General features: G+C 72.6%; 11 protein-coding genes and 1 pseudogene. 2 read left to right on the forward strand and 10 right to left on the reverse strand.

What is annotated here, in order from left to right:
* Nucleotides 1–37 precede the first annotated feature (37 nt).
* The 8 genes from F8274_RS01885 to F8274_RS01920 form a co-directional block, all read right to left on the reverse strand.
* Nucleotides 38–511 carry a DUF1203 domain-containing protein gene (locus F8274_RS01885; RefSeq protein WP_151460512.1) on the reverse strand — a complete coding sequence of 158 codons (474 nt, stop codon included), beginning with the start codon at nt 509–511 and terminating at the stop codon, nt 38–40.
* 69 nt (nt 512–580) lie between these two features.
* Nucleotides 581–2,185 carry an asparagine synthetase B gene (locus F8274_RS01890; RefSeq protein WP_151460513.1) on the reverse strand — a complete coding sequence of 535 codons (1,605 nt, stop codon included), beginning with the start codon at nt 2,183–2,185 and terminating at the stop codon, nt 581–583.
* A gap of 4 nt (nt 2,186–2,189) precedes the next feature.
* Nucleotides 2,190–3,158: a hypothetical protein gene (locus F8274_RS01895; RefSeq protein ID WP_151460514.1), complete on the reverse strand. Its 969-nt coding sequence runs from the start codon at nt 3,156–3,158 to the stop codon at nt 2,190–2,192.
* A 107-nt stretch (nt 3,159–3,265) separates the two neighbouring features.
* On the reverse strand, nt 3,266–4,051 hold the full coding sequence (locus F8274_RS01900; protein WP_151460515.1) for an isocitrate lyase/phosphoenolpyruvate mutase family protein: 786 nt from the start codon (nt 4,049–4,051) through the stop codon (nt 3,266–3,268).
* Entirely contained in the window at nt 4,048–5,142 is a 1,095-nt protein-coding gene (locus tag F8274_RS01905; protein WP_225853546.1) for a cytochrome P450, read from the reverse strand. Before F8274_RS01905 ends, F8274_RS01900 begins: the two co-directional genes overlap by 4 nt.
* 213 nt (nt 5,143–5,355) lie before the next feature.
* On the reverse strand, nt 5,356–7,578 hold the full coding sequence (locus F8274_RS01910) for a hypothetical protein (protein WP_151460516.1): 2,223 nt from the start codon (nt 7,576–7,578) through the stop codon (nt 5,356–5,358).
* 213 nt (nt 7,579–7,791) lie between these two features.
* Nucleotides 7,792–8,361, reverse strand: coding sequence for a hypothetical protein (locus F8274_RS01915; protein WP_151460517.1), 570 nt, complete (start codon nt 8,359–8,361; stop codon nt 7,792–7,794).
* A complete protein-coding gene (locus F8274_RS01920; RefSeq protein ID WP_151460518.1) occupies nt 8,358–18,314 on the reverse strand; it encodes a LamG-like jellyroll fold domain-containing protein in 9,957 nt (3,318 codons plus the stop codon). Before F8274_RS01920 ends, F8274_RS01915 begins: the two co-directional genes overlap by 4 nt.
* Before the next feature lie 696 nt (nt 18,315–19,010).
* Here F8274_RS01920 and F8274_RS01925 point away from each other — a divergent pair.
* Nucleotides 19,011–20,921, forward strand: coding sequence for a tachylectin-related carbohydrate-binding protein (locus tag F8274_RS01925; protein WP_225853547.1), 1,911 nt, complete (start codon nt 19,011–19,013; stop codon nt 20,919–20,921).
* 66 nt (nt 20,922–20,987) lie between these two features.
* On the opposite strand, the gene F8274_RS01930 is transcribed toward F8274_RS01925, so the two are convergent.
* Nucleotides 20,988–21,521, reverse strand: coding sequence for a 2'-5' RNA ligase family protein (locus F8274_RS01930; RefSeq protein WP_151460520.1), 534 nt, complete (start codon nt 21,519–21,521; stop codon nt 20,988–20,990).
* Nucleotides 21,522–21,653: 132 nt separating this feature from the next.
* Complete coding sequence (locus F8274_RS01935) at nt 21,654–23,876, reverse strand: family 43 glycosylhydrolase (RefSeq protein WP_151460521.1); 2,223 nt, start codon at nt 23,874–23,876, stop codon at nt 21,654–21,656.
* A 131-nt stretch (nt 23,877–24,007) separates the two neighbouring features.
* Between F8274_RS01935 and F8274_RS31675 the strand changes: the two are divergent.
* A pseudogene (locus F8274_RS31675) lies at nt 24,008–24,157 on the forward strand (transcriptional regulator); the annotation flags it as partial.
* Nucleotides 24,158–24,612 lie beyond the last annotated feature (455 nt).

Genomic DNA, 24,612 nt, shown 5'->3' on the forward strand with positions numbered 1-24,612 from the left:
CGGGCTGATACCCCGGCCGCCGCCGGTCACGCCCGGCTCAGCCGCGGACCACGGTGAACATCCAGCAGCCGTACACCACGTTGCGGCTGTGCAGGCGGTCCACGGTGGGGTCGGCCAGCAGCTCCGCGATGACCGCCTCCGGGTCGTCCCCGTCGTGCCGCCGGCCGCCGACGATCCGGCCCCGCCGGTCGTACGCCCGCAGCACCTGCGGTCGCCCCCGCCAGTCGGCCGGGTACGCCGTCACGTCGGCGGGGCCGGGGCACTCCGCGGCGTGCGCGAAGATCGGCCCCACCTCGCGGTACGGGCCGGGCGGCAGCGGCGGGGCGTACCCGAAGAGCAGCAGCGCCTCGCCCGCGGCGGCGTCGCGGAGGCAGCAGCGCAGCGGCTCGCCGCCCTCGGCGCAGCACCGCTCGGTCGGCTGGCCGGAGGCGTCGCGGCCGGTCCGCCGCACGTCGGCCAGCGCCTCGGCGGGCACGGGCTGGATGGCGTACCTGATGCGCGTCGTCGTCATGCGTCCAGCCTGGCGCGGGACGCGCCCGGTGGCTGGCGGCCATCGGACCTCGCGGGCGCGAGGCCGCGGTCACGGACGGGACGGGACGCGCCGCACGGCGCGCGGGCCGACCAGGCGCCGGACCACCGGCACGGCGTTCCACTTCGCCGCGCCGACGAGGTCCCGGGCGTGCTCCAGCACGGTGTAGTCGGGGCGGGCCTGCCCGTCGGCGATGGCCCGGTCCAGGTCGTTGCCGCACCGGGTGAGCACGCTGTCGAAGTCGCGCCGGACCGGTTCGAGCAGCTGGTAGCCGAAGGAGCGGTGCAGCCGGGCGAAGAGCGGCTTGTAGAGCCGGGCCCGCTCGTGCAGCCCGGACGAGTACGACATGGGGTTCTTCGGCCGCCGCCGGACGTAGTCGGGCAGCAGGTCGGCGAAGGCCCGCCGGACGATCCACTTCTCCTGCCCGTCGCGCAGCTTGAGGTCCAGCGGCAGCCGCATGGCCAGCTCGACCACGCTGAGGTCGAGGAAGGGCACCCGGGCCTCCACGCCGTGGCCCATGCTGGCGCGGTCCACCCGCTGCAGCTCGGTGCGGCACAGGTTACGGATCTTGTGGAGGAAGAGCCGCCGGGACCGCTCCGGGCCGACCTGGTGGTACATCGGGTAGCCGCCGAACAGCTCGTCCGAGCCGTCGCCGGTGAGCACCACCTTGACGCCCAGCTCCCGCAGCCGCCGGAAGATCGGCACCGAGACCACGGCGTTGATGATGTCGCCGTACTCGGTCAGCTCGGAGATCCGGATGGCCTCGCGCACGTCGGCCAGCCGGATGTCGCGGGGGCGCAGCTCGATGACCTCGTGCGGCACACCCAGGTCGGCGGCGAGCCGCCGGGCGTACGCCACGTCGGGGCTGCCCGGGGCGCCGACCGTGACCGCCACGCAGTCCGGGTGCAGCTGGGTGGCGTGCAGCAGGGCCAGCGAGCTGTCCAGGCCGCCGGAGAGCACCACCCCGACGGTGAGGTCGGTGTCCAGCCGCACCCGCATGCTGTCGGTGAGCGCGACCCGGACGAGCAGGGCGGCCTCGTCCGGGTCGTCGATCACCGGCAGCCCGGCGCCGAGGGTGAGCAGGTCGACGTACGGGCGCAGCCGGACCGGCCCGTCGGGCTCGGCCCAGCCGTGGTGCCCCGGCGGCACCTCGCTGATCGGCGCGCCGTGCCCGACCAGCGCCTTCAGCTCGGAGGCGAGGTGCAGGCAGCCGGGGCCGCGGGACCAGTAGAGGGGCTTCACCCCGAGCGGGTCCCGGGCCACGTAGGTCCGGCCGGTCGCCCGCTCCACCACCGCGAAGGCGTACTCGCCGCGCAGCCGGCGGACCGCCTCCTCGCCCCACTGCCGAAAGGCGACGAGCACCACCTCGGTGTCGCCGGTGGTGCGGAACTCGTGCCCGAGCCGGGTCAGCTCGGCCCGCAGCTCGTGGTGGTTGAAGACCTCGCCGTTGTAACAGAGGACGTGCCGCTCGTCGGGCGAGACCCAGGGCTGCACGGCCCGCTCGCGGTCCACCACCCGCAACCGGCGTACGCCGGCGAGCAGGCCGGCCTCCTGCCGGGTCTCGGTCACCTCGCCGCGCGGGGCGAGGACGGCCAGCATCCGCCGGAAGAGGGCCGGGTCGGCCTCGGGGCCGATGCTCAGCGCGATCCCGCACATCGACTCAGATCCCCATCTCGGCCTCGTAGGCGCGCCGGAACCGGCGGCGGGCGGCGGGCGCGAGGCAGAGGTGCCAGGCCTGGCCCTCGTCGACGACGTTGATCTCGCCGGCCTCCTGCCGGGCCAGCAGCAGCTCGGCGAGGAGGTCGCGGGCGCCGAACCGCTCGTACCACTCCAGTTCCACGTCGGCCGCCCAGCCGAGGCAGTGGCCGCTGGGCACCATGGCGGCGTAGCCGAGCCGGCGCAGCCGGTACTGGTGCTCGGCGCTGCGCGCGAGGCTGGTCACCCAGAGCGCCGGGGTGCCCGGCCGGGCCGCCGCGGCGAACTCCCGGCCCACGTCGTTGAGCAGCGCGATCACCTCACGCCGCGCCCGGCGGAACCGCAACCCGGCGGTACGCGGGGTGGCGTCCGGCCGGAGCCGTCGCTGGACCGCCCGCAGTCCCCGACCGAGGACGGTGCCGGGCTGCTCCTGGTAGCGGAAGGCGAGCAGCCCCCGCCGGCGCAGCCACTCCAGGTCCACCAGGTCGGTGCTGGTGTCGACCTGACCGTCGGTGAGGAAGGTCCCGCTGTCCCGCCACCACAGCACGTCGATGCGGGAGAGCAGGTAGATGCGGACCAGCGCGGTGAGGTCGTGCGCCGAGCTGCGGGTGTTCGGCTGGTAGCGGGCCATCTCCAGCAGGAGGGTCTCCCGGGCGCCGACGAACCCCTGCGGGGTGGCGTCGAGGACGGCGGCGATGGCCGGCTCCCGCAGCCGCTGGTCGAGCAGCACCTGGCGGGCGGTGGTCGACGGCGCGTCCGCCAGGGCGCCCACCTCGACCAGCAGTTCCGCGACCGCGGCCCGGTACGCGGCCAGGTCCGGCTGCTGCCCCGGCCTCGTGCGCGCCCCGGTGGCCGGGGGCAGCCGGCGGGCGGGGGCGGCGGACGCGACGGCTGGCCCGGGCTGGTGGCCGGGGCTTCGGCTGGGCACTCGCATGGTCGGCCCCTTTCCGGGCAGGACACGGCGTAGTCGAACCTGGACACACCGTAATCACCAGGATCGGCAGCTCCCCGAACAATCCTCCTATCTCCCCCCTAAGGTGCTCATCCTGCCGAGAGGCCCTGCACCCAGGCGTAATCCGGGGCGGCCGGCAGGCCGGCGTCCCGGCCGGTAACAACCGCGTCGGCCAGGTGCAGCGCCGCGCCCAGGGCGGCGCGGAACAGCAGCGAGCCGGTGCTCACCCGGGCCACCCCGAGCCGGCCCAGCGCGGCCAGGTCCGGGCCGCCCGGCCGGTGCAGCACGTTGAGCGGCAGCCCCACCTCGGCCACCAGCAACCCGACGGTGTCGTCCGGTGCGCCCGGGGCGAACAGCCCGTCCGCGCCCGCCGCCCGGTACGCCGCCGCCCGGTCCAGCGCCGCCGGCAGCGGGTCGGGCACGCCCAGCCACCAGGCGTCGGTGCGCGCGTTGACGAAGAGGCCCGGCACCGCGGTCCGGACCGCCGCGATCTTGGCGGCCACCTCCTCGGCTGGCGCGAGGGCGCCGTCCGGCCGGCCGTCCTCCAGGTTCACCCCCACCACGCCGAGCGCGGCCAGCTCGGCGGCGTACCCGGCCACGGCCGCCGGGTCGGCGCTGAAACCGTCCTCGATGTCCACGGTGACCAGCGCCGGCAGGTCCCGCAGGCGGCGGGCCAGGTCGAGGGTCTCGTCGCGGGTGGCCCCCGTCCCGTCCGGCCGGCCGGCGGCCGCGGCCACCCCGAGGCTGGTGGTGCCCACGGCCGGGTGGCCCCGGGCGGCGAGCGCCGCGGCGGAGGCGTGATCCCAGGCGTTGGGCAGCAGCAGGGGCCGGCCCGGCCGGTGCAGGGCGCGGAAGGCGGCGGCGCGGTCGATCATCGGACGATCACCTCAAGGCTGGTCGGGACACGCAGGGTGGGGTGCGGGGCGTAGCTCACGGGCTCGGCGCCGGGCGCGACGGGTCCGGTCGGCGCGGTCGGCACGGCGGAGGCGGGTCCGGTCGGCGCGGCCGGCACGGTGGGGCGGCACCGGTCGCGCAGCACGTCGACCACGCCGGCGGCGAGGGCGAGGGCCTGCCGTTCGCCCGGGCAGCCCCGGGGACCGGCACCGAAGGTCAGTGGCCCGACGGGCCGGCCGGGGTGGAACCGGTCCGGGTCCGGGTGGAGGGCCGGGTCCCGGTTGGCCGAGTCGAAGCGGAGCAGCAGCACGGCCTCCGGGCCGATCTCCCGGCCGCCCAGGCGGCGCGCGGCGGTCGCGACCCGGCGGGTGGCGCGCACCGGCGGGTCCAGGCGCAGCACCTCGGCCAGCAGGTCGGCGGTGCCGACCGTGGCCGGCGCGCCCAGCCCGTGCCGGACCGCGGCGCCGATCAGCCCGGCCGTGGCGTCGGCGGCCTGCACGAGCAGACCGATGCGGTTCGCGACGACCTCGGCCGGGGCCGGCGGCGACAGGGCCAGCAGCGTGGCCACCGCCCGGTCGGCGCGCGCCACCGCCGCCGGTTCGGCGCCCGGGTGGTAGGCGGCGGCCACCACGGTGACCGCCGGCACGGCCGCCGCCGGGTCGGCCAGGCCGAGCCGCGCCGCCAGCACCTCCAGGGGTACGCGCCGCGCGAGCAGTGCCATCACGTCGACCCGCTGCGGGCGGCCGTCACCTGGCCCGACGGCGGGCGGTTCCACACCGGCCCGGGGCGCCGGGGCAACCGCCCCGGACGGCCCGCCGGCGGTGGTGGTGTCCGGCACGGTGCTGGTCACCGGCACGGTCATCGCGCCGAGCAGCGCGGCGGTGGACCGGGCTGCCGCCGCCCGCAGCTCGTCCGGGTCGAGGTCGGCCAGCGCGGCGACCCCGATGGCGCGCCGGGCGGGATGCCGGTCCGGCGCGCTGAACCGGCTCACGGCGCCGCGCAGCCAGGCCAGGGTGCCCGGCGGACCGTACGGTGGCGTACCGGGGGCGGGGGCGATGATCGGCCAGTTCACTCCTCGACCGTAGGTCCGCCACCTTTCGGCCCGGACCGAACAATCCGCCGCCCGGGTCCACCGGGCGGGGTGAGGCGGAGCGCCGGGCCGGCGCCTCGGGCGGCCCAGCCGAGGTCGAGGAAACGGCGGCCCCCACCGTCCCCTACCGGCGCACAGGGCGCGGCCCCCGCCACCGGGAGGTGACGGGAGCCGCGCCGTGGTCCGATCGCCGGTTCAGTCGGTCGGCGCCGGGACGGTGTGCGCGGTGAACCGGTCGCGCGCAGCCAGGCCGGGCGGGTTGGAGTCCACCGTGAAGACCTGGAACGCGTCGTTGAGGTTGCGGTAGACGACGATCCAGTCGGTCTGGCTGCCCTTCACCGCAGCGATGGTCGGGTCGCTGGCCGCGAGGCGGGCGGTCCCGGTGTCGCCCGGATCACGCACCAGATTCCAGTTGTCCCAGACCTGGGAGCCCTGCGCCGTCTCGAACACCCGGTACACCTCGCTGTCGGTGCCCCGGACCACGATGGCGGCCCGGCCGAGGATGGGGTCGAGGATCGCCGCCGGCGACCCGGCGGCGTTGGTCAGCGTGCCGACCGCTGCCCACGACGTCGGCCAGCCGCCGGCCGGGCTCTGCCGCTTGGTCACGATCGAGCCGTCCGCCGCCCGCGCGAAGATCGCCGTGTAGGGGCCCGGAAAGACGATCGCCGCCGGGGTGCCCGTCACGTTGCCGCCCAGGTCCGTCCAAGGCGTGAGTCCGCCGTCGCTGGCGTACACCGCGGTCTTGACCGTGCCGGTGGTGCTGGTGGCGACCAGCCGGAATCCGTTGTCGACCTGCACGGCGGTGAGCGGCCCGGCGAGCCCGGCGACACCCAGGCTCACCCACGAGGCGCCCGCTCCGGTCTGGCGGTAGTGCCAGAGCCGCCCGTCGGCATCGACGCCGAAGACAACACTGACACCGGTGGAGAGGGTCACCGCGACCGGCGGCGCCGCCATCGAGCCGCCAAGATCCACCATGGGCTTCCAGGTGGGCGCGCTGGCGCCGGTCTGCTCCGCCGCCCAGATGTTGCTGCTGATGTGCTGGGCGGTGACCTGGACGTGGTCGCCGAGTTGGTTGAGCGACGGCCGCCCGGTCATCGCCTCGATGTCGGAGATCACCGTCCACTGGGGGGTGCTGAAGACGTCGGGGCTCTCCTGGTGGGCGACCCGCAGCCGACCCAGGTTGTCGGTGTACGCGTATTCGATCGTGCCGACCTGCGCGCCGGCCGCCGGCGCACCCTGCAACACCGCGATCGGCGCGTACGCCTGCAGCGGCAGCGGGTCGGTCCTGTCAGCGAACCAGGCCTGCAGCTCGACCAGCAGGTGCACCGTGCCGGAGCTGTTGTTCTTGATACGCACCTTGCCCTCGGTCCCCACCTTGCTGACCACGAGGCTGGAGCGGGCGATCTGCCCGGCGGTGAAGTTGTCCGTCGACGGGGTCGGCTGAGTGCCGCCGAGTGGCCACACGGTGAGGAAGCCGCCGGTTGCCGGGCTGACGGCCGTGACATTGAGGACCGCGCCGGCGATGCCCCGGGTGGGCAACCCGTTGGTACCGCCGACGGCGACGTCCACCGTGCCGTTCGCCGGCACCGCGGTGCCGCCGTTGGCGCGCGTGTCGAGCAGCCGGCTGGCCAGGATCGGTCGCAGGCCGGCACCCGTGGTCGGGCCGCTGGTGAAGTACCCCTGCACGGTGATGGCCACGTGCACCGCGGAGCCCCGGTTGTTGATGACCACCTTCCCGTCGGCGGGAAGCTTGACGCTCAACCCCATGGAGGTCGTGCCGACCAGGTAGTCGATGCCGCTGGCGGCGGCCGGCTCGTTCGCCGGCGCGAGCGTCGCCCAGCCGCCGTTGGTCGCACCCGTGACGATCAGGTCGACCATCGCGGCCTTGGCACCGGCCGGCACGACACCACCGGTCAGGGTGACCGTCCGGGTGCCGCCGCTGGCGATCGTGCCGGTCGTGGTGCCCAGCCCCGTGCGGGTGTCCACCACCCGGGTGTGGTCGACCGGCACGAAGCCCGAGCCGGTTACCCCGTCGTAGGAGGACTTGAAGTAGCCCTGCACGTCCAGCTTGATGTGCGTGTTGCCGCTGTTGTTGTAGACGGCCACCTTGCCGTTCGTGCCCACCTTGACGACGACGGAGTTGGAGATGACCTCCCCGACCGAGGCGTTCAGGGAGGAGGCGGTGGGCCTCGTCGTCTGGTCGGGGTAGACGGTCAGGTGGGTGTTCCCCGTCGAACTGATGGCGGTCACGTCGACCAGGAGGGCGTCCACACCGGTCGCCGGGACGCCGCCGACGCCGAGCGCCTGGACGGAGGCGGTGCTGCCGGCGGGGCGCGCGCCGGTGTAACCGCCGATGCCCGAACGGGTGTCCAACAGGACGGCGGCGGCGGGTACGTAGTCACCCTTCTTGCCGGACACGTCGGCGTGCGCCGGTCGAGTGGGTACTGCAGCTACGGCGAGAAGTATCGCTACCAAAGCGCACAGGGCGCCGCCGTTGCGTTTCCATACAGTTCTCAACGAGGTGGCTCCGCTCTTTCTCGATGCTCGTTTGCAACGTTCGGGAGGGGTTGTTGGGCCAGGTCGGCCCACTGGAGAAGCTCTTCTACGCGGCCTTTGCCACGCGACCAGCGGTCAATCCAGATCGGCCAGCGAGCTTTCAATGAGATCGGAGATCGGTCCACACGTCGGCTCTTGCAGGGCACTCCGGAAAACCGCTTCGACCCGATTGCGGAGGCGTGGATCAAAAACGGCGCACATCAGCAGGATATCTACACAACTGGAATTCCCTCGACGAAAGAGTTCGTCAACGAACACCGGCAGGCACTCGGCCATCTGCCGCACGCATTCTTTCGCGGAAACAGGACCGACGACACTGGAATCCACGTGATCGCCATGACCGCCGGCGATAACTGCAAGAAGGTCGAAGACGTACGGGCGGGCCGCTTCGCCGGCCAGCGGCAGCCCGGCGAGCAGGCACGACGTCAACGGCACCACACTCTCCGAGAGTCGCCCCTGGACCATCGCAACGTTGTCGATCCGCCAGTAAGCCTCGCGCGCCTTGTCATCGGAGCCGGCGCACACAAGCGCCTCGACGGCGGCTGGAAGCGTTGAAGCGTCTCCACGGAACGACCTCAGAAGGGACCAGTTGTGTCGTGCAATCTCGAGACGTAGCGGCTCCACGCCGAATACCTCCTGATTCACTCTGGCCATCCCCCCGCGTGCCATTCGGCAGCCAGCCGATCGGAGTCGAACACGGTTTCCCCTCCGGGAAATGCGCCGCGCCCGAAGCGTGCCTCACAGAAGATGCACACAGGCTGCTGCTCCAGCAGCCTGTTGGGCCGCAGCAGAACCGCCGCAGTGAACCTCACCTTACTCGCGTCGCCACCCAGGGCATTGACGACGCACACCTCGGCGCAGCCCTGCGTAGAGGAGGCACCGGCAGCGAACTCGCCGGTCTCGACGTTGTAGCCGGCCGTCGCGACGGTGGGTCGCTGCCGCTGGGACAGCTTGCTCATCTGCTTCGCGAACTGGTCCCGGACCTGGATGGCTGCGCCCTCCAACTCGGAGTCGGAAAGGCCAGTGGACCTGTAGACGCCACTGGTGTTGCAGTTGTGGACCAGAACGGCGGCGCTCTCGGCTACCACATAAAAGGTGTGGAGGCCGTCGACCGTCAGGTTGTAGGCCGTCTGCCATTCCGACCACTTCCGGGTCTCCACCACGCTGGCGGGCCGGTGGTCGGCAGTCTCGAAGACGTACCCGGGACGGAGGTTCTCGGCGTTGGTCCACCGCTTCGGGTCGGCCAACCAGAACGGATGGCCGTCGGTAGCCGTCACCTGGGCGGTACGTTCACCGTTCTTGCCGTCCACGTCCACGGTGATCTGGACGAGCTTCTTCACTCCGGTGCCGACGATCAGCCCGGTGACGACCCGCTCCTCGGTGCGGCCGGTGGTGGGATCGGTGGCCACCACCCGGTCGCCGATCCTGACGTCGCGAATGGGCTTGACCCCACCGCCAGCCATGAGGACCGGCGTCGAGCCGGTGAAGCTGTTCGCGCACCGCCCCAGCAGCTTGTTGCCGAGAGATCGGGCGCCACCCGCCAGGGCACGCGATTCGGACGCGATCGCCCGGGCCTCTCCGAGGCCGGCGCTCAGCGCCTTGCTACCGGCCGACCGCAGGCCACCGCTCAATCCGCGGATTCCGGCCCCCAGTGCCGCACCACCGATCGAACCGAGCGCACCGCCGATGGCGCCGGTCAACGCGCCGAAGGCCGCCGTGCCGGCCAGGTCCCAACCGCGCTTGCCTTCCATGTAGCCGGTGACCGCCGAGCCGACGGCGCCCGCGAGGGCCCCGCAGGCGACCGCGCCGACACCGGTCCAGCCGATCGCCGCGCCGCAGCCGAGCCCGACGACGGTTCCTGCGACGAAGCCGGCGATGTCCGCCTTGTGGTCCTCGACGAACTGGGTCGCCTTGTCCCACACGGTGGAGACGCCCTCGGTGATCGACCCGACCGCCTTGGCGGCGTCCTGCCACAGCTTCTGCTGGAACTTCTTCGGGTCCTTGATCGCCATGGTGGTGGTCGCGACGATCGCCGGCAGCATCTTGAAGCCGGTCGACACGACCTTGCCGAGGGCCATGAGCGGTTTGGTGAGGGCCTGGACCACCGGAAGCCTGGTGAACTTCACCGCCTGGGCGATGGCCGCCTTCGCCTTGGCCTGCACCGCGACTTTCATCTGGTGCACCTGTGCGGCGATGGCGGCCTTTTGCTTCTTCGCCCAGTCGGTCGCGCTACGAACGACCTTCGAGTTGACGACGGCGTTCTTGAGCGTCCGTAGCCCGTTGACCGCCTTGTTGAGCAGGGCCTTGCCGGCGTCGGAGACCATCCGGGCCGCCGTCTTGAGGCCGGACCACGCCAGTCTCGCGCCGGTGTAGAGGGTGTCGCGGGTCCAGGTGTAGGCGGAGTACAGCGTGCCGACCGGGTTGCTGACGAAGCTGGACACGGCGTTGCCGACCTTGTTGGCGGCCTTCTTCAGCCACCGCGGCCAGTGCCCGTCCGGGTCGTCGAAGTCCAGCGGGGCACCGGCGGCGTACGCGTACCGGTTGGCCAGGATCGAGTCGCCCGTGCTGTAGGTGACGCTGTCCCGGGAGGTGAAGGTGCCGGTGCCGGGCTCGTACCAGCGGGCGCCCATGTCGACCTGGCCGGTGTCCGGGTCGGTCCAGTCGCCCTGGTAGCCGAGGCGGCCGGTGTTGCCGAAGCTGGCCGTCTTCTCGCCGAACGGGTCGTACCCGGTCGAGTCGTTCAGGGTGGCGAGTTTGGTGTCGGCCGGGTCGATGGCGGCCACGACGTCGCCGTGCGCGTCGGTCAGCGACAGCCGCTCCGTCGAGCCGATGCCGGTGGCGAGCAGGTCGTTGCCCGGCCCCCGGGCGTAGTACTCCGCCCCGTCGTGCACCACGTCGTCGGTCAGGCCGGCGTAGACGAACGTGTTCCCGGTGCGGGAGACGACGCGGTCCAGGCCGTCGTACTGGTAGGTCTGGTCCTCGGCGGCGGTGAGGCGGTCGAAGGCGTCGAAGGAGAACTGCTCGGCCAGGCCGGAGCTGGTCCGGGTGCGCAGCGTGCCCCGCGCCGTGTACGCGTAGGTGTAGTCGCCGTCGGAGACCAGCCGGTTGCGCTCGTCGTACGTGGCGGTCTTCGAGCCGGCCTTGATCCGGTTGCCGCTGGCGTCCCAGGCGTAGTCGATGGTTCCGGCCGACGACGTCCAGGTGAGCAGACGGCCGGCCTTGTCGTAGGTGTAGCCGTTGGTGCCGGCGCCGGCGGTGCCGCTGGTGTTCTTGCTGGTGACGTGACCGTTCAGGTCGAAGCCGTAGGCGATCGAGGCGACGGTCTGGTTGGCGGAGTTGCGCAGCACGTCGCTGTTGACCCGGCCGTAGTCGTCGTACCCGAAGGTCCGCACCCGGCCGGCGCCGTAGTCGATGGTCTTGAGGTCGCCGGCCGGGTCGTAGCCGAACTTCTGCTGCTGGCCGGTGATGCTGTCCGTCGCCGTGTCCAGCCGGCCCTTCAGGTAGCCGAAGCTGGCCGTGCCGGTGACGTCGGTGCGGCTGGTCATCAGCCCGTCGTCGTCGTAGCCGAAGCTGGCCGAGCCGGACGGGCCGGCGGCCGAGAGCAGCTGACCGCGGTCGTTGTAGCTGAAGGTGTTGTTGCCACTGGGCGCGCTGACGCTGGTCAGCCGGCCCGCGCGGTCGTAGTCGAGGGTCCGGGCCGCGGTGCCGGTCTCGCCGCCGGAGCCGGTCTCCCCGGTCAGCCGGCCGGACGCGTCGAAGGTCCGGGTGCGACTGACGCCGCCGGGTGCGCTGAGCCGCACGGCGTTGCCGTCGGCGTCGTACCCGATGGTCCAGGTGCGGTCGGCGAGTGCCGGGTGGGCCGCCGTCGACGGCTCGATCGCCGACTCGGGCAGGCCCAGGGTGTTGTACGTGTAGATGGTGGAGTTGCGCCGGCCGTCGGTGTAGCGGGTGCGGTTGCCGGCCGCGTCGTAGCCGAAGGTCGTGGTGATCGACTGGGTGTCGTTCACCGGCTCGACCTGCTTGACCAGCCGGCTCGCCGCGTCGTACTCCTGGGTGGTGACGGTGCCGTACGGGTCGGTGGCGGAGGTCATGTTGCCGGCGATGTCGTAGCCGTAGGTCTGGGTGCGCAGGACCGTGCCGTCCGGCTTGAGGTCGGCGTCGCTGACCCGGTTGCCGAACAGGTCATAACCCACCCGGCTGGTCCGGCCGAGGCCGTCGGAGACCCGGATCTGCCGCCCGACGTGGTCGTAGCCGAAGAGGGTGGCCTCACCGGTCGGCCTCGTGGTGCGGGTGACCGCACCGGCCGCGTCGAAGGTGTTGACCGTGGTCGCCCCGGTGGGCGAGACCACCGAGGTGGCGTTGCCCGCGTCGTCGTAGGCCATCCGGGTGACCAGGTTGCGGGTGCTGGGCTTCCGCTCGACCAGCGTCTGGGTGACCTGCCGGTCCAGGTCGTCGTAGGTCGATTCGGTGCGGACACCGGTCGGTCCGGTCGTGGAGAGGACCTCGCCGGTACGCGTGTACGTGTAGCTGGTGACCGCGCGGTCGTCGTTCGTCTTCGCCGGCTCGTCCTGCGTGACCAGACGGTTGAGCTGGTCGTAGGTGTAGCGGGTGGTGCCGGCCGGGTCGATCTCCTCGACGACGTTGCCCAGCGGGTCGTAGCTCCGGCGGGTCTCCGGCGTGACGGGCTGGGTCACCCCGGGCGCCTGGTAGGTCGGCGCGACGGTGCGCACCGGCCGGCCCAGCTTGTCGTACTCCGAGCGGTTGATCAGGCCGCGCGGGTCCCGGACCGCGACCTGCTCGCCGAAGCTGTTGTAGCCGACGGCGCTGGTCGGACTGGTGGCCGCCGGGGCGCCACCGTTGCTCTCCGCGTCGACGGCGGGACCGGTCGCGCCGACCTGCTGGCCCAACTCGTCGTAGCGGTAGGTGGTGGTGTAGGCCGCCTTGTCGGCGCCGGCGGCGTTGCCGCGCGGATCGGTGACGGTCAGCCGCAGGCCGCGCTGGTCGTAGGTGTAGCTGGTGATCCGGGACTCGCTGCCCGCGACCACCTTCTCGGTGAGCACGTTGCCCGCGTCGTCGTAGGTGTAGTCGACCGTCTCCGAGGTGACGGGCACGAACCACGGCAGGTTGGAGGGATTGCCGGTGCGCACCGACCGGGTGACGTTGCCGTTCGGGTCGTAGGTCACCGTCGTGGTCCGGGCCAGGCCGGCCGGGTCCGCGATCGTGCTGATGACCTTGCCGGCCCGGTCCGGCGTGTAGTCGGTGGTCTGGGTGCCGTTGCTGCCGACCTTGCGGGTCAGGTTGCCCGCCCCGTCGTACGTGTTCGCCTCGACGACGTAGTCCCGGGTGGTGCCGTCCGGGTTGTGGAAGCCCTTCAGGGTGATCTTCTGCAGCAGGTCGTCGCGGTAGTACAGGTACTCCAGCCGCCGACCCATCGCGTCGGTGTCACTGGCCAGCCGGCCGGCGAAGTCGTACGAGTAGGAGTGCAGCACCAGGTAGTCGCCGGTGCCGGTGGCGGGCGAACCCGGCGGGTCGCTACGCCAGTCCCGCAGCCGGACCTCGGCCACCTTGTTCTGAGCGGTGTACGCCCAGTCGTACCGGTTGCCGTTGGCGTCCGTCATGGTGGTCTTGTTGCCGAAGCGGTCGTAGCCGTAGGTGGTCTCGTTGCCCTCGGGGTCCACCACCCTGGCCGGGCGGCCCTGGTCGTCGTACTCGGTGGTGGTGACGCGGTCGGGATCCCCGCCCACCAGGTCCGAGACGGTGACGGTGGTCGGGTTGCCGTCGGCGTCGTACTGGGTGGTGCTCCGGCTCTGGTGCTGGGTGCCGTTGACCGCGTCGGTGGTGACCGGGCCCGTGACCGTGGCGACCCGCGCGTGCTTGTCGTAGGTGATCGTGGTGGTGACGCCGGCCGGGTAGCTGTCGGAGATCACCTTCTCGGTGATCCGCCGGCCGAGCGGGTCGTATGTGTACTCGGTGACCAGGCCGGACGGTTCGGTCAGCCGGGCCAGGTCGCCGTTGCTGTAGTACGCGTACCGGGTGATCTTGCTGCGGGCGTCGGTGCTGGTGGCCAGCAGGCCGGCCGGCACGGTGCCGCCGCCGACCGCCGACTCCGTGCCGTTGGTGTAGGTGTGGCCGACCGTGCTGCCGTCCGGGTTGGTCTGGCTGGCGAGCTGGCCGTTCGGGGCGTACGACATGGTGGTGCGGTACGTCGTGTCGGTGGCGCTCGCCGAGCGGCCGTCCCGGGTCTCGACCGCGAGATCCTTGCGGGGGTCGAGCGAGTTCGTGATGGTCGCCGAGTAGGTGTAGTAGTTCGTGAAGCACTGGGTGCTGGTGCGGCAGCTCTTCCGGGTGGCCAGCCGGCCCTGTGCGTCGTAGGTCATCTCGACCGAGTCACCGTTCTCGTTGGTGACCTTGGTCTGCATGCCCTTCTCGTCGTAGGAGAAGCTGCGGATGGCCATGCCGTCGAGGGTGTGCCGGACGAAGACGGGGCCGTCGGAGTCGTCCGGGATGATGGTGCAGAACGCCGGGTCGTTCGGGTCCGGTTGGGAGCAGGTCGGCGTCGGGCTGGGAGTCGGCGTCGGGCTGGGCTGCGTCGGCTGGTCCTCGGGGCGGGTCTCGAGGCCTAGCGGGCTGCCCGACCGGAGCATCTGGCCGCCGAGGGCGTCGTACTCGTACAGGTAGGGACGGTTGGCGGGGTCGAGCACCTGGACACCGCGGCGCAGGTCCTTGTCGCTGCCGTAGATGGTGGGCGCGCCGACCTTCCAGGTGCCGCCGTCGTCGTCGGTGTACTCCTTGACCCGGTCGGTCGCCGTGTCGTACTCCACCTCGGTGGCGACCCGCCCGCTGGGCAGGGTGACCCGGGACAGTTGCTGGGCGGCGGGCTTGGCGTACTGGAAGTGCGCGGCCACGGTGGGCGGGCCGAGCGGGTGGGAGTAGAGGGCGACCTCGTCGATGGTGCCGGCGAAGTACCGCTGCGCGGTGGCGCCCCAGCCCGGCCAGGACGCGGGAGTGGTGGCCGAGGCCAGGCCGACTTGGTTGAAGGTGAGCAGCGAGCCGTCGATCGTCTGTCCGGTGAGGTCACCGACCTTGACGCCGTCGAGGTACATCGTCTGGGTGTTGGCCATCGCGGACAGCACGACGTGGTGCCACTTGTTGTCGTTGACGGTCGTCGTGGAGGTGATCGGGGCGATGGTGCCGGTGGCGAACTGCCCGCGCAGCTTGCCGTCGCTGCCGGTGTAGAGGATCGGAACGCCGCTGGTCGCCGCCGTGCCGACCGCCTTGTCCTGGTAGCCGACGAGCGGGCCGCCGGTCTGGGTCAGGCCGATCTTGAACCACAGCTCCACCGCGGCGTCGCGGCTCTTCTTCACCAGGCCCTTGGGCAGCTCCAGGTAGGCGGTGGTGCCGTTGAACGCCGCCGCGGTGCCGCTGGTCCCCTCCACCACTCCGGGCTGGTTGAGCGTGACGTTGCGGTAGGTGGCGGCGTCCTTGCCCAGGTTGATGGCGACGTCGCTGCCCGCCGCGGTGCCCTCCGACTCCCCCAGGTGGTAGTACGAGTCGGGCTTGGCGTCGAGGACGGCCGTCCGGTAGTGCGACCCGGGCGTGTAGTCATAGGCGGTGCACACCCCGTCCGGGCCGCAGACCTTGGTGAGCAGGTCCCCCGTGTGGGTGTAGTTCCAGGTCAGGGCCGCGCCGTTGACCACGTCCGTGCTGACCGTGGTGATGTGGTTGCCGGTCCACGTGAAGCGCAGCGCCCGGCCGGCGGTGTTGGTGAGGCTGTTGGAGACCTGGGCCTTGGCGAGCTTGCCGGTCAGCGGGTCGTAGGTGAGCACGACCGAACGCGACGAGACGTCGGTGATCTTCTGCAGCTTGCCGGTGAGGGCGAACTGGTAGGTGGTCCCTCCCCGGTCGAGCAGCTTCCAGCTGGTGGAGTCGACGGTCAACTGGGCGACCCGGCCGGGCGGCGCCGCGTAGGTGCCGTCGCTGTTCCTGCCGAACCGCACCTCCTGGCCGTCGGGGTAGCGGATCACCACGTTGCCCGACCCGTCGTTGTCCGGGATGAGGGCCACGTCGTAACGGCTGGACCAGCCGGCGCCGAACACCCCCGTCGACCGCGGGTCGAGGCTGTTGTACGTGCGGCCGAGGTTGAGCTCCGGGCCGACCGTCGCCACCGTCGCGTCGACGGCGGCCGTGGAGAAGTTGCCCGTCTGGGCGTCGAACTCCCGGCCCTGCTCCGCGCCGGGGGCGGTGCCGACCTTGGAGAGCAGGTCCGGCTGGGGCACCGAGGCCATCAGCACCGAGTACGGCGAGATCACCTCGTTGGCGGCGTCCTTGACGTACGCCCGCCACATGTAGTTCTTGCTCCAGGCCAGGCGCCCGCCGGGCACCACCCAGGACTGCTTGGCCTGATAGCCGGAGTTGGTGCAGTTCGTGGCGGTGCCGGAGTCCGTCCGGTCGCAGATCTCGAACTTGAACGACAGGGTGGACCCGGGCGGAGCGTCGGTGTCGACGGCCCGCGCCCACAGCAACGGGGTCAGCGTGGGGGCCTGGTAACCGTTCTCGGGATAGAGCTCCTGGACCACCGGAGGCACGTCGAACACCTGGAGCACGATGCGGCCCGGCGGCACCTGCTGGTCGGTGAAGACGACTCCCCCGTTGCGCACCATGGTGAAGTCGACGAAGTAGGAGCCCGGAGGCAGGGCCTTGATGGTGGCGTCGAGCGTCACCTTCGCGCCGCGCGCGAGGGTGGCGGGAAGGCTGGCCGCGCGCTGCTGGGTGACGGCCGCGCCCGTGCTGGCGTTGTAGACCCGGTAGGCGAGGTAGTAGTTGGCCGGGGACCATGCCTCCGCGCCCAGGTTGGTGACCGTCACCTTGACCTTGCCGGCCTGGTTCTGCAGGACGGGCGGCTCGGGCGTGGGCTTGGGGATCGAGTACGCGGCGTTGTAGGGCGTGTGGGTGATGTACAGCGCCGGCGGGTTGGCGGTGCCGGTGCCCGCGAACTTCTTCCAGGCCGTGCTGTCGGTGGTGGACGCCCGCAGGGAGAGGCCGTAGTTCGCCTGGGTGCCGTTGACCCAGCGCTGCACCAGGTTGCGGCCCGCCACGCCGAGGTCGAACATCTCGCCCGCGGCCGGGCATGCCGACTGGGACTGGCCGAGCCCGACGTACCCGTGGGCGAACGAGCGGCTCGCCAGGGCGCTGCCGACGGCCGGGCCCGGGTAGGAGTAGCCGCTGCCCGCCGACCAGGACCCGGTCACCGGATGCACGGTGACCGTCCGGGCCTTGCAGGAGGCCGCGTCGAAGTTGACCACGGACAGCGCCGCGCCGTGGATGGTGTGGTACTGGAGCCGGCTGACCAGGTCGCCGAACTTCAGGTACGCGGCCGCGTTCTGCCCGCCGGAACGGCCGACGAGCAGCTCGGAACCACCCGAGGTGGAACCGCTGCCGTGCACGTACATGCTGCTGTCCGACCGAACGGCATCGACCGGGGGGCCGACCGTGGGGTCGACCTCGACCGGGTAGGTCCGGTCCCCGTCGGAGAGCCAGGCGCGGTCGAGGGTGACCTTCAGGGCCTGCTGGCCCCCCTGGGCGACCAGGTCGTACCGCACGCCGGTGGAGGTTGCCGGACCGGCGGTGCCGGCACCGGAGTCGATCATGTAGCCGGCCGGTATGACCCCCTGCTGCCGTCCCTCACGGTCGGTCAGCACGATCTGGCCGTCGACCAGCTTCGCGGTGAGGCCCCGCAGGCGCAGCGGGAAGACGTACGTCGTGGGCGCCTTCGCCGAGCGCAGGACCAACGTCTCCTTGACGCCACCCGCGCGCGGCTCCAGCCGCAGATCGACCTCGGGCAGGACCTCCGGGTAGGTCACGGCCCGGCCCTCCACCCGGCCCGGCGTGTCCGCCGCCCCGGCGAGCCCGAAGGCCAGCTCCGCGCCGCCGTCGAAGGTCACCGCCGCCAGCTCACCGGCGGCCCCGCGATCGGCGAGGCGCAGGCCGACGGAGTCCGCCACCGTGCGCCAGCCCGGGCCGTCGCCCGCGGGCGCGAGGTCGAGGTCGATCGGCGCCCAACTGCCGTCGGCCCTGCGGTAGTTGATCGGGGCGGACGAGAACTCGGTGGTCTGCGTGCCGTCGGCGTTGTCGTAGACCCGCTGGTGCGCGGTGCGCTCGTTCGCCCGCTCCCGGCTGGTGCTCCGCTCGTACCCCGGCTTGTGCACGGCCGGCGACGCGCCGACCGAGGCCTTGTTCCGGCCCGCCTGCGGCTTCTGGTCGAGCTTGTGCAGTGGGAACCGGCTGCGCATCGACCGGGGCAGCTCGCGGTTCACCGAACCGGGCTTGACGTGGGACCGGCCGGCGGCCGTGCCCCAACTCTGGCCCGGCTTGGTGCCGGCCGCCCGGCCGGCCGCCGCGCGCACGTCCCGTGCGGCCTCGCCGGACAGGGCCGTCACCCCGCTGCCGCCCACGTTGAGCATCAGTACGCCGGCCACGGCGGCGGCGACGGCCGAACGGGCGCTGGTGGAGCGGAGGAACGCTCCCCGTCGCCACGGCGACGGCCGCAGCCTGGACAGGCGTGCGCGCAGGTCGGACAGGTGGGGCGGGCGGAACGACATGGGAACCCCTGGAGGGAGGCGGGCCGGAATCGGCGGACGCGCGAGGGTGTGATGGCAAAGGACGCGGCCCGGCGTTCAAGAATCAGCGCGGGTCACGCAACAGGTATGAGGCGCAATCGGGAGCGAAGAAAGCTGGATCCGCCGGGGGATCAATACACCCCGGGGAGCACGGAATCAGGTGGCAGCAACTCGGACCGACGGAACGGTCCCGGATCGGGACAAAAACCTGATAGACGAACGCCCACAGCTTCACACCCCCGCGTGTCGCTACTCATCAATGCGCCGCTGTACAGTGGCAGCGCCCCGATCAGGTGTCAAGACCCGTCTATCTCTGCGGGTGGCACCTTCATCGCGACCTGCGGCGATCACGGAGCGTGAAGATTCCGTGCAAAATGTCCAGATAGCGCGACCTGGGGCGGTTTGAAGGGCGGGTACAGCCGGTCCACGAGGGCGGGTAGCGGGGACCGTTCGGATGGTGCATCATTGCGCCGTGTCGGCGTCGGACCGACCGCGGAACGGGCGGCCAACCGGCCATCACGACCAGACGGTCAATTGTCGTGGCACCCGTTCGCGCCCAGAATCGGGGAGAGTAAAACAATGGGCGATCACGATCAGGATCAATCTGCCAGAGGCATCCGCCGGCGCACCGTGCTCGGTTTCGGCGCAGCTCTGGGAATTGCGGCCGGGAGCCTCTCGGTGCCGTTCGCGCAGACACCGGCGCAAGCGGCCGACAGTTTCACCTGCAGCGGTCCGGCCAGCTTCTTCAACAACAACACCTCGGGCCTGCTGTACCACCGGACCCTGACCAACCCGTTGACCACCACCTACTCCTGGAGTGGCGCGACGGACATCGGCAAGAGTGGCTGGACGTTCGGCCGCATGCTCGGCGGCCCGAACGGGCGCGTCTACGCCATCAACTCCGCCGGCCTGACCCGCTTCCGGTGGACCGGAACCACCTGGGAACAGGTCGACGGCAAAATCAACTGGCTGCTCAGCAGCAGCTTCACCGGATACGCGACCAGCGCCTTCCGCGACAAGATCACAGTGGACGAGGCGGGCGACTTCTACCTCATCGACGGCAACGGCATCCTGCGCTGGTATCGGTTCGACGAGCCCAGTCGCAAGTGGGTGATCTCCGGCAAGGCCCTCGACACGGGTTGGGACAAGTACAACCTGGTCGTCGCCACGAGCCCTGGCGTGCTCTACGCCCGGCTGGCCGCCGACGGCACCCTGCACCGCTACCGCTTCGACCCGGCGACCGAGCGCTGGCTGATGCGCGACAAGCTCGTGGGCAGCAGCGGTTGGGCCGCCTTCACCAGGGGGCTGTTCTCCGCCGGCGGCGACTCGGTGTTCGGCATCCAGAGCAACGGCGACCTGTACCAGTACCGATACCGCGAGGACACCGGCACGTGGCCCGTGCTCTTCCAGAAGATCGGTAGCGGCTGGAACTTCCCGAACGTCTTCGCCACCACGAACACCTGCCACCAGGGCGGACTGACCAGCCCGGTCAAGCCGTCCACGCCGACGGTGGCGAACGCCCCGCTGTCGGCGATGCAGGCCCCGCCGGCGCCCGGCGCGACACTGGGGACGGTCGAGTACGCCTACACCGACAACATCGGCCGGCTGGTGCACGGCCGCCAGACGGACCCGGACAGCTTCAGCTCGGTCCAGTGGACCCCGGTGTCCGGCGCCGACGCCCACACCGGAAAGCCCGCCCTGATCGCCGACTACCAGGGCCGGATCAACCTCTACGGACACCAGACGAACAGCGACATCCGCCCGCTGAGCCAGACCGCCCCGGGCGCGCTCACCTGGAACGCCTGGGGCAATCTGGCCGGCGGGATGCGGTCCGAGCCGTCCGTGGTGCGGCTCTCCGACGACAGCCTCGCCGTGTTCGCCCTGGACACCGACGGCGCCTTGTGGGCCCGGCCCCAGAACGGCAGGGACGGCGACCTGCTGCCCTGGACGAAGCTGGGCGGCACCGGCCTGACCGGCACGCCGGTGGTCGACGCCGGGCTCAACGGGACCGCGACCGTCACGGCGATCGACAGCACCGGCGCGGTCGTCACCGCGACCTACCAGAACCGGGCCCTCACCGCGCCGTTCGCCAGCATCGGTGGCGGCACCGGCTTCGCCGGCACCCCCGCCGTCGTGGTCATGCCCGGGCGCCGCGCGATGGTCTTCGCCCGCCACAGCGACGGCACCATCAAGAAGCAGTACCAGAACACCGACGGCACCTGGCCCGGCACCTGGACCCTCGTCGGCACCGGCACCATCACCCCCGCCGGCAACCCCGCCGCCATCCTCGACCCCAATCTCGGCCGGATCCTCGTCGTCACCCGCACCACCGAGAACAGCATCTACAACGCCTGGGAAACCGGCCAGGGCACCGAAACCTGGGGCACCTGGACGCTCAACGGCGGCGAGGGCCTCTACGGCGTCGATCCCACCGCCTTCAGCTACCAGGCCAGCGGCGGCACCCGCCTCGCCTTCGTCAGCCGCACCCTCAACGGCACGGTCGTGCCCTTCGTCACCGACGCGAGCGTGCTCACCCGCACCGCCGCACCCAGGTTCAGCTCGGTGAAGATCCCCCAGCCGAAGAAGTGACGGCAGCGGCACCGGCCGGCGGACCCAGGGAGGACCGCCGGCCGGTGCCCGCCGGTCGACGCACCGTCAGCGCCGTCTCTCCTGCTCGAGGCAGGACAGGGGGACGGTCGTCCGGGTCTCGCTGTCGTAGCTGCGCGCCGCGACGAACTCCCCGGTGGGGCGCTCACCGCCGGCCAGCGCCCGGGCCCGGCGCCGGTCGGCGTCCCGGAACCGCAGCGCCAGGCTCAGGTGCGGCACCCAGCGGCCGGGGGTGTGCCACGGGCGCGGCCCGGGGGCCGCGGCGAGCACGTCCCAGACCGCGCCGTGCAGGGCGACCAGTTGCGGGGCGGGGCGGACCAGCCAGACCAGCGGGGCGGTGCCGTCGAGCACCTCCACCCGGTCGAGGCGGGCCGGCAGGGGCAGCGCGGCGTCGCAGAGGTCGGCCAGGCGCTCCTCGGCCCCGGACGGGAACTCGTCGACCGAGGCAAGGGTCAGGTGCGGCCGGTTCGTCGGGTGCGGGTGGCGGGCCAGGCTGGGCAGGCCGGCGGCGGCGAGCCGATCCCAGGCCGCCCGTACCGCCTCCTCCAGCTCCGGGGAACAGAGCAGTTCGACCGTACGCACGCCGTCAGGCTAGCCGCCGGCGCGGTGCCGCGGCGTCCCCCGGGGAATGCCCGCCCGATGAGCGCGCTGGCCGGGACCGGTGGCCACCCGTGACCGGGGCCGCCCGTCGCCGGACGGCCCCGGTCGCACCGGTCAGCGGTGGAACCGCAGGTAGTCGAACTCCGCGGTCACCGCCGGGGTGGCGCCGCCGTGCGCGACCAGACCGATCCGGGGCGTGGTGTCGGCCGGGAAGGTCCAGACCGCGCCCCACGTCCAGTGCCTGCCGTCCCGGCTGGAGCCGGCCCGGAACTCGTGCTCGCCGGTGACCCGGTCGACGTGGTGGGCCAGCCGCAGCCACGTCGTGGTGGCCGGGGTGCCGACGATGCTGCCGCCGTACACCGGCTGGCCGGCGAAGGGCAGCTCGTAGCCGTACTCGACCTGGCGGGTGTTCCAGATGGCCACCTGGGCGAGCCGGGCGAAGCGGTCGTCGTCCACGTACGCCACGAGGCCGGCCTGCTGGTAGTTGCGGACCACGTCCTCACCCAGGTCGAGGGTCACCTTCGTCTCCGCGACGTAGTCGCCGGCGGGCGCGTCGCGCAGCAGCACGCCGGCCGTGTTGCCGGTGCCCACCAGGTCGCTCGACTCGACCGGCCAGCGCAGCGCGCCGCCGCTCACCGTGGCGGCCGGGTTGGGCCGGACCCACTGCCAGGCCGGGTCGAGCCCGTCGGAGAACTCGTCGGAGAACCGGGACAGCACCGGACCGACGCGGGGCGGGGCGACGGTCTGGCGGACCGGGCGGTACAGCGCGGCCGCGCTGACGTTGTCGAACTCGGCCGTGCCACCGTCGGCGCGCAGCGCGAACGGGCCGGCCGCCGGCCTGGCGAGCTTCAGCGCCACCACGGCGAGCTGGTCGCCGAGGCGGGCCGGGCTCAGCTCGGCGACGAGCTGGCGGTCGCGGACCTCCACGGCCAGGTTGTGCCGGCCGGTGAGGTCGAGCCCGGCGGGCAGCGGCACGCTCGCGGTCGCGCCGCCGCTCTCGCGGGCGGTCAGCCGGCCGCCCCCGACGCTGACCTCGACCCGGCCGAGCCGCAGCACGGCCGTGTCCGCGCCGGCGAGGCGCAGGTCGGCCTCGGCGCGGACGTCGCCGCCGAGCCCGGCCCGGGCGGTCAGCGTGCCGGTGCCGGACAGCACGCCGCCGGTCACCCGCCAGTGGCCCGCGCCGCCCCGCCAGCCGCCGAGGTCGGCGGTGTCGAAGCGGGCGTCGATCCGGCCGGTGGTGACCGGCGCGGGCCGGGCTCCCTCGGAGGGGCCGGCGCCGGCGTTGACGGTCGGCCAGCCGTCCACCCAGTCGAGGCGGTCCAGCAGCATCGGCCGCTCGTTGATCCCGAACGGCTCGTCCAGGTACGGGTCGGCCCGGTCGATGGCGTGGTACGCGATCCAGTCCTGCCCGGACAGGTCGGTGAGCACGGCGTTGTGCCCGGTGCCGATCCACCGGTTGCCGTTCTGGGTGAGCACCGGCGTGCCACCGGCCCGGGAGGCGTCCAGCCGCTGGCCGTCCCGGTCCACGAACGGCCCGCGCGGGTCACGCGCCCGGCCCACCTGGACGGAGTAGCCGGTGGCCGGGCCGGCGCAGCAGTTCGCCGTGGAGGCGAACAGCCAGTACCAGCCGTCGTGGCGCAGCACGTAGCTGCCCTCGAACTTGTTGTCGACGGCGACCAGGCTCGGCGTGCCGACCGCGCGCAGCCCGTCCGGTGACAGCTCGGTGACCGAGATGCCGCCGTAGTAGCTGCCGAAGTAGAGGTACGACCGGCCGTCGGAATCGGTGAACTGGCTGGGATCGATGGTCCAGAGGTAGCCGCCGCCCCCGCCCGGCCGCGGGGCGACCACGGGCGTGTCGGAGAACGTCCACGGCCCGGCCGGGGTGGGCGCGGTGGCCGCCCCGATCGCGGTGTCGAAGGTGTCGCCGGAGACGGTGGTGTCGGTGACGGTCACGTACATGACCCAGCGGTCGGCGACCCGGCGCACGTCGGGTGCCCAGAACGCGGCCCCGGGTGCGGCGAAGGACGGCCGCTGGTCGGGCGTGAAGGCGTCGCCCACGTAGGTCCAGTCGACCAGGTCGGCGGAGCGGGCGATCGGCACCCGGTGCGCCTGGCGTTCGCCCTCGCGCAGCGGGTCGGAGGTGCCGAAGGCGTACCAGAGGCCGTCGTCGCCACGGACGACGGCCGGGTCGGCGAAGGTGTCGGCGAAGCCCGCCGAGACCGGGTTCCGGTAGCGGTCGGCCCCGGCGGCGGGGGCGCCCGCCGCGGCCGTGGACGTGGTCAGCAGCAGAGCGAGTGCGGCGGCGAGCACGCGGCCGCCGCGGTGGAGGTGTCCCATCAGGCCTGCCTTGGAGGTAGACGGAGGTCACTGCGGTGCCCCCGCTTTCTACAACGTTGGAGACAACGATGTAAAGGGCGACGCGCACGCGTCGGTGGGGACCGAACAATTCCCGTGCCAGCATTGCCCGCATGACCACCCGCACCGACGGCCGCACCCTGGCCGGGCTCGCCGCGCTGCTCGCCGACCCGACCCGGGCCGGCTTCTGCCTCGCCCTGCTCGACGGGCGGGCCTGGACAGCCGGCGAACTGGCCCGGTCCGCCGGGGTGGCCCCGTCCACCGCGAGCGACCACCTCACCCGCCTGGTCCGGGGCGGGCTGCTGGCCGAGGAACGGCAGGGCCGGCACCGCTACGTCCGCCTCGCCGACCCGTCGGTGGCCCAGCTCATCGAGGACCTGGCCGGCCGGGCGCCCGCCCCGGCGACCCCGCCCCGCACGCTGCGCGCCGCGTCCGCCCAGGCGTCCCTCGCGTACGCCCGGACCTGCTACGACCACCTGGCCGGCCGGCTCGGCGTGCTGGTGCACGACGCCCTGCTGGCCCGGGGCGTGCTCGACCGCGCCGGCGGCCTGGCGCTCACCCCGGCCGGGATCAGCTGGCTGACCGACCTCGGCGTGCCCGTCGAGCCGCTGCGCGCCGGCCAGGTGGTTGCGGACCGTCCCGGCCGCCAGGTGGGTCCGCCGGGCGATCACGGCCACCGGGGTGCCCAGCTCGGCGAGGCGCAGCGTCTCCAGCTCCC

The organism is Micromonospora sp. AMSO31t, from assembly GCF_008868175.1.
Classification (GTDB): Bacteria; Actinomycetota; Actinomycetes; order Mycobacteriales; family Micromonosporaceae; genus Micromonospora.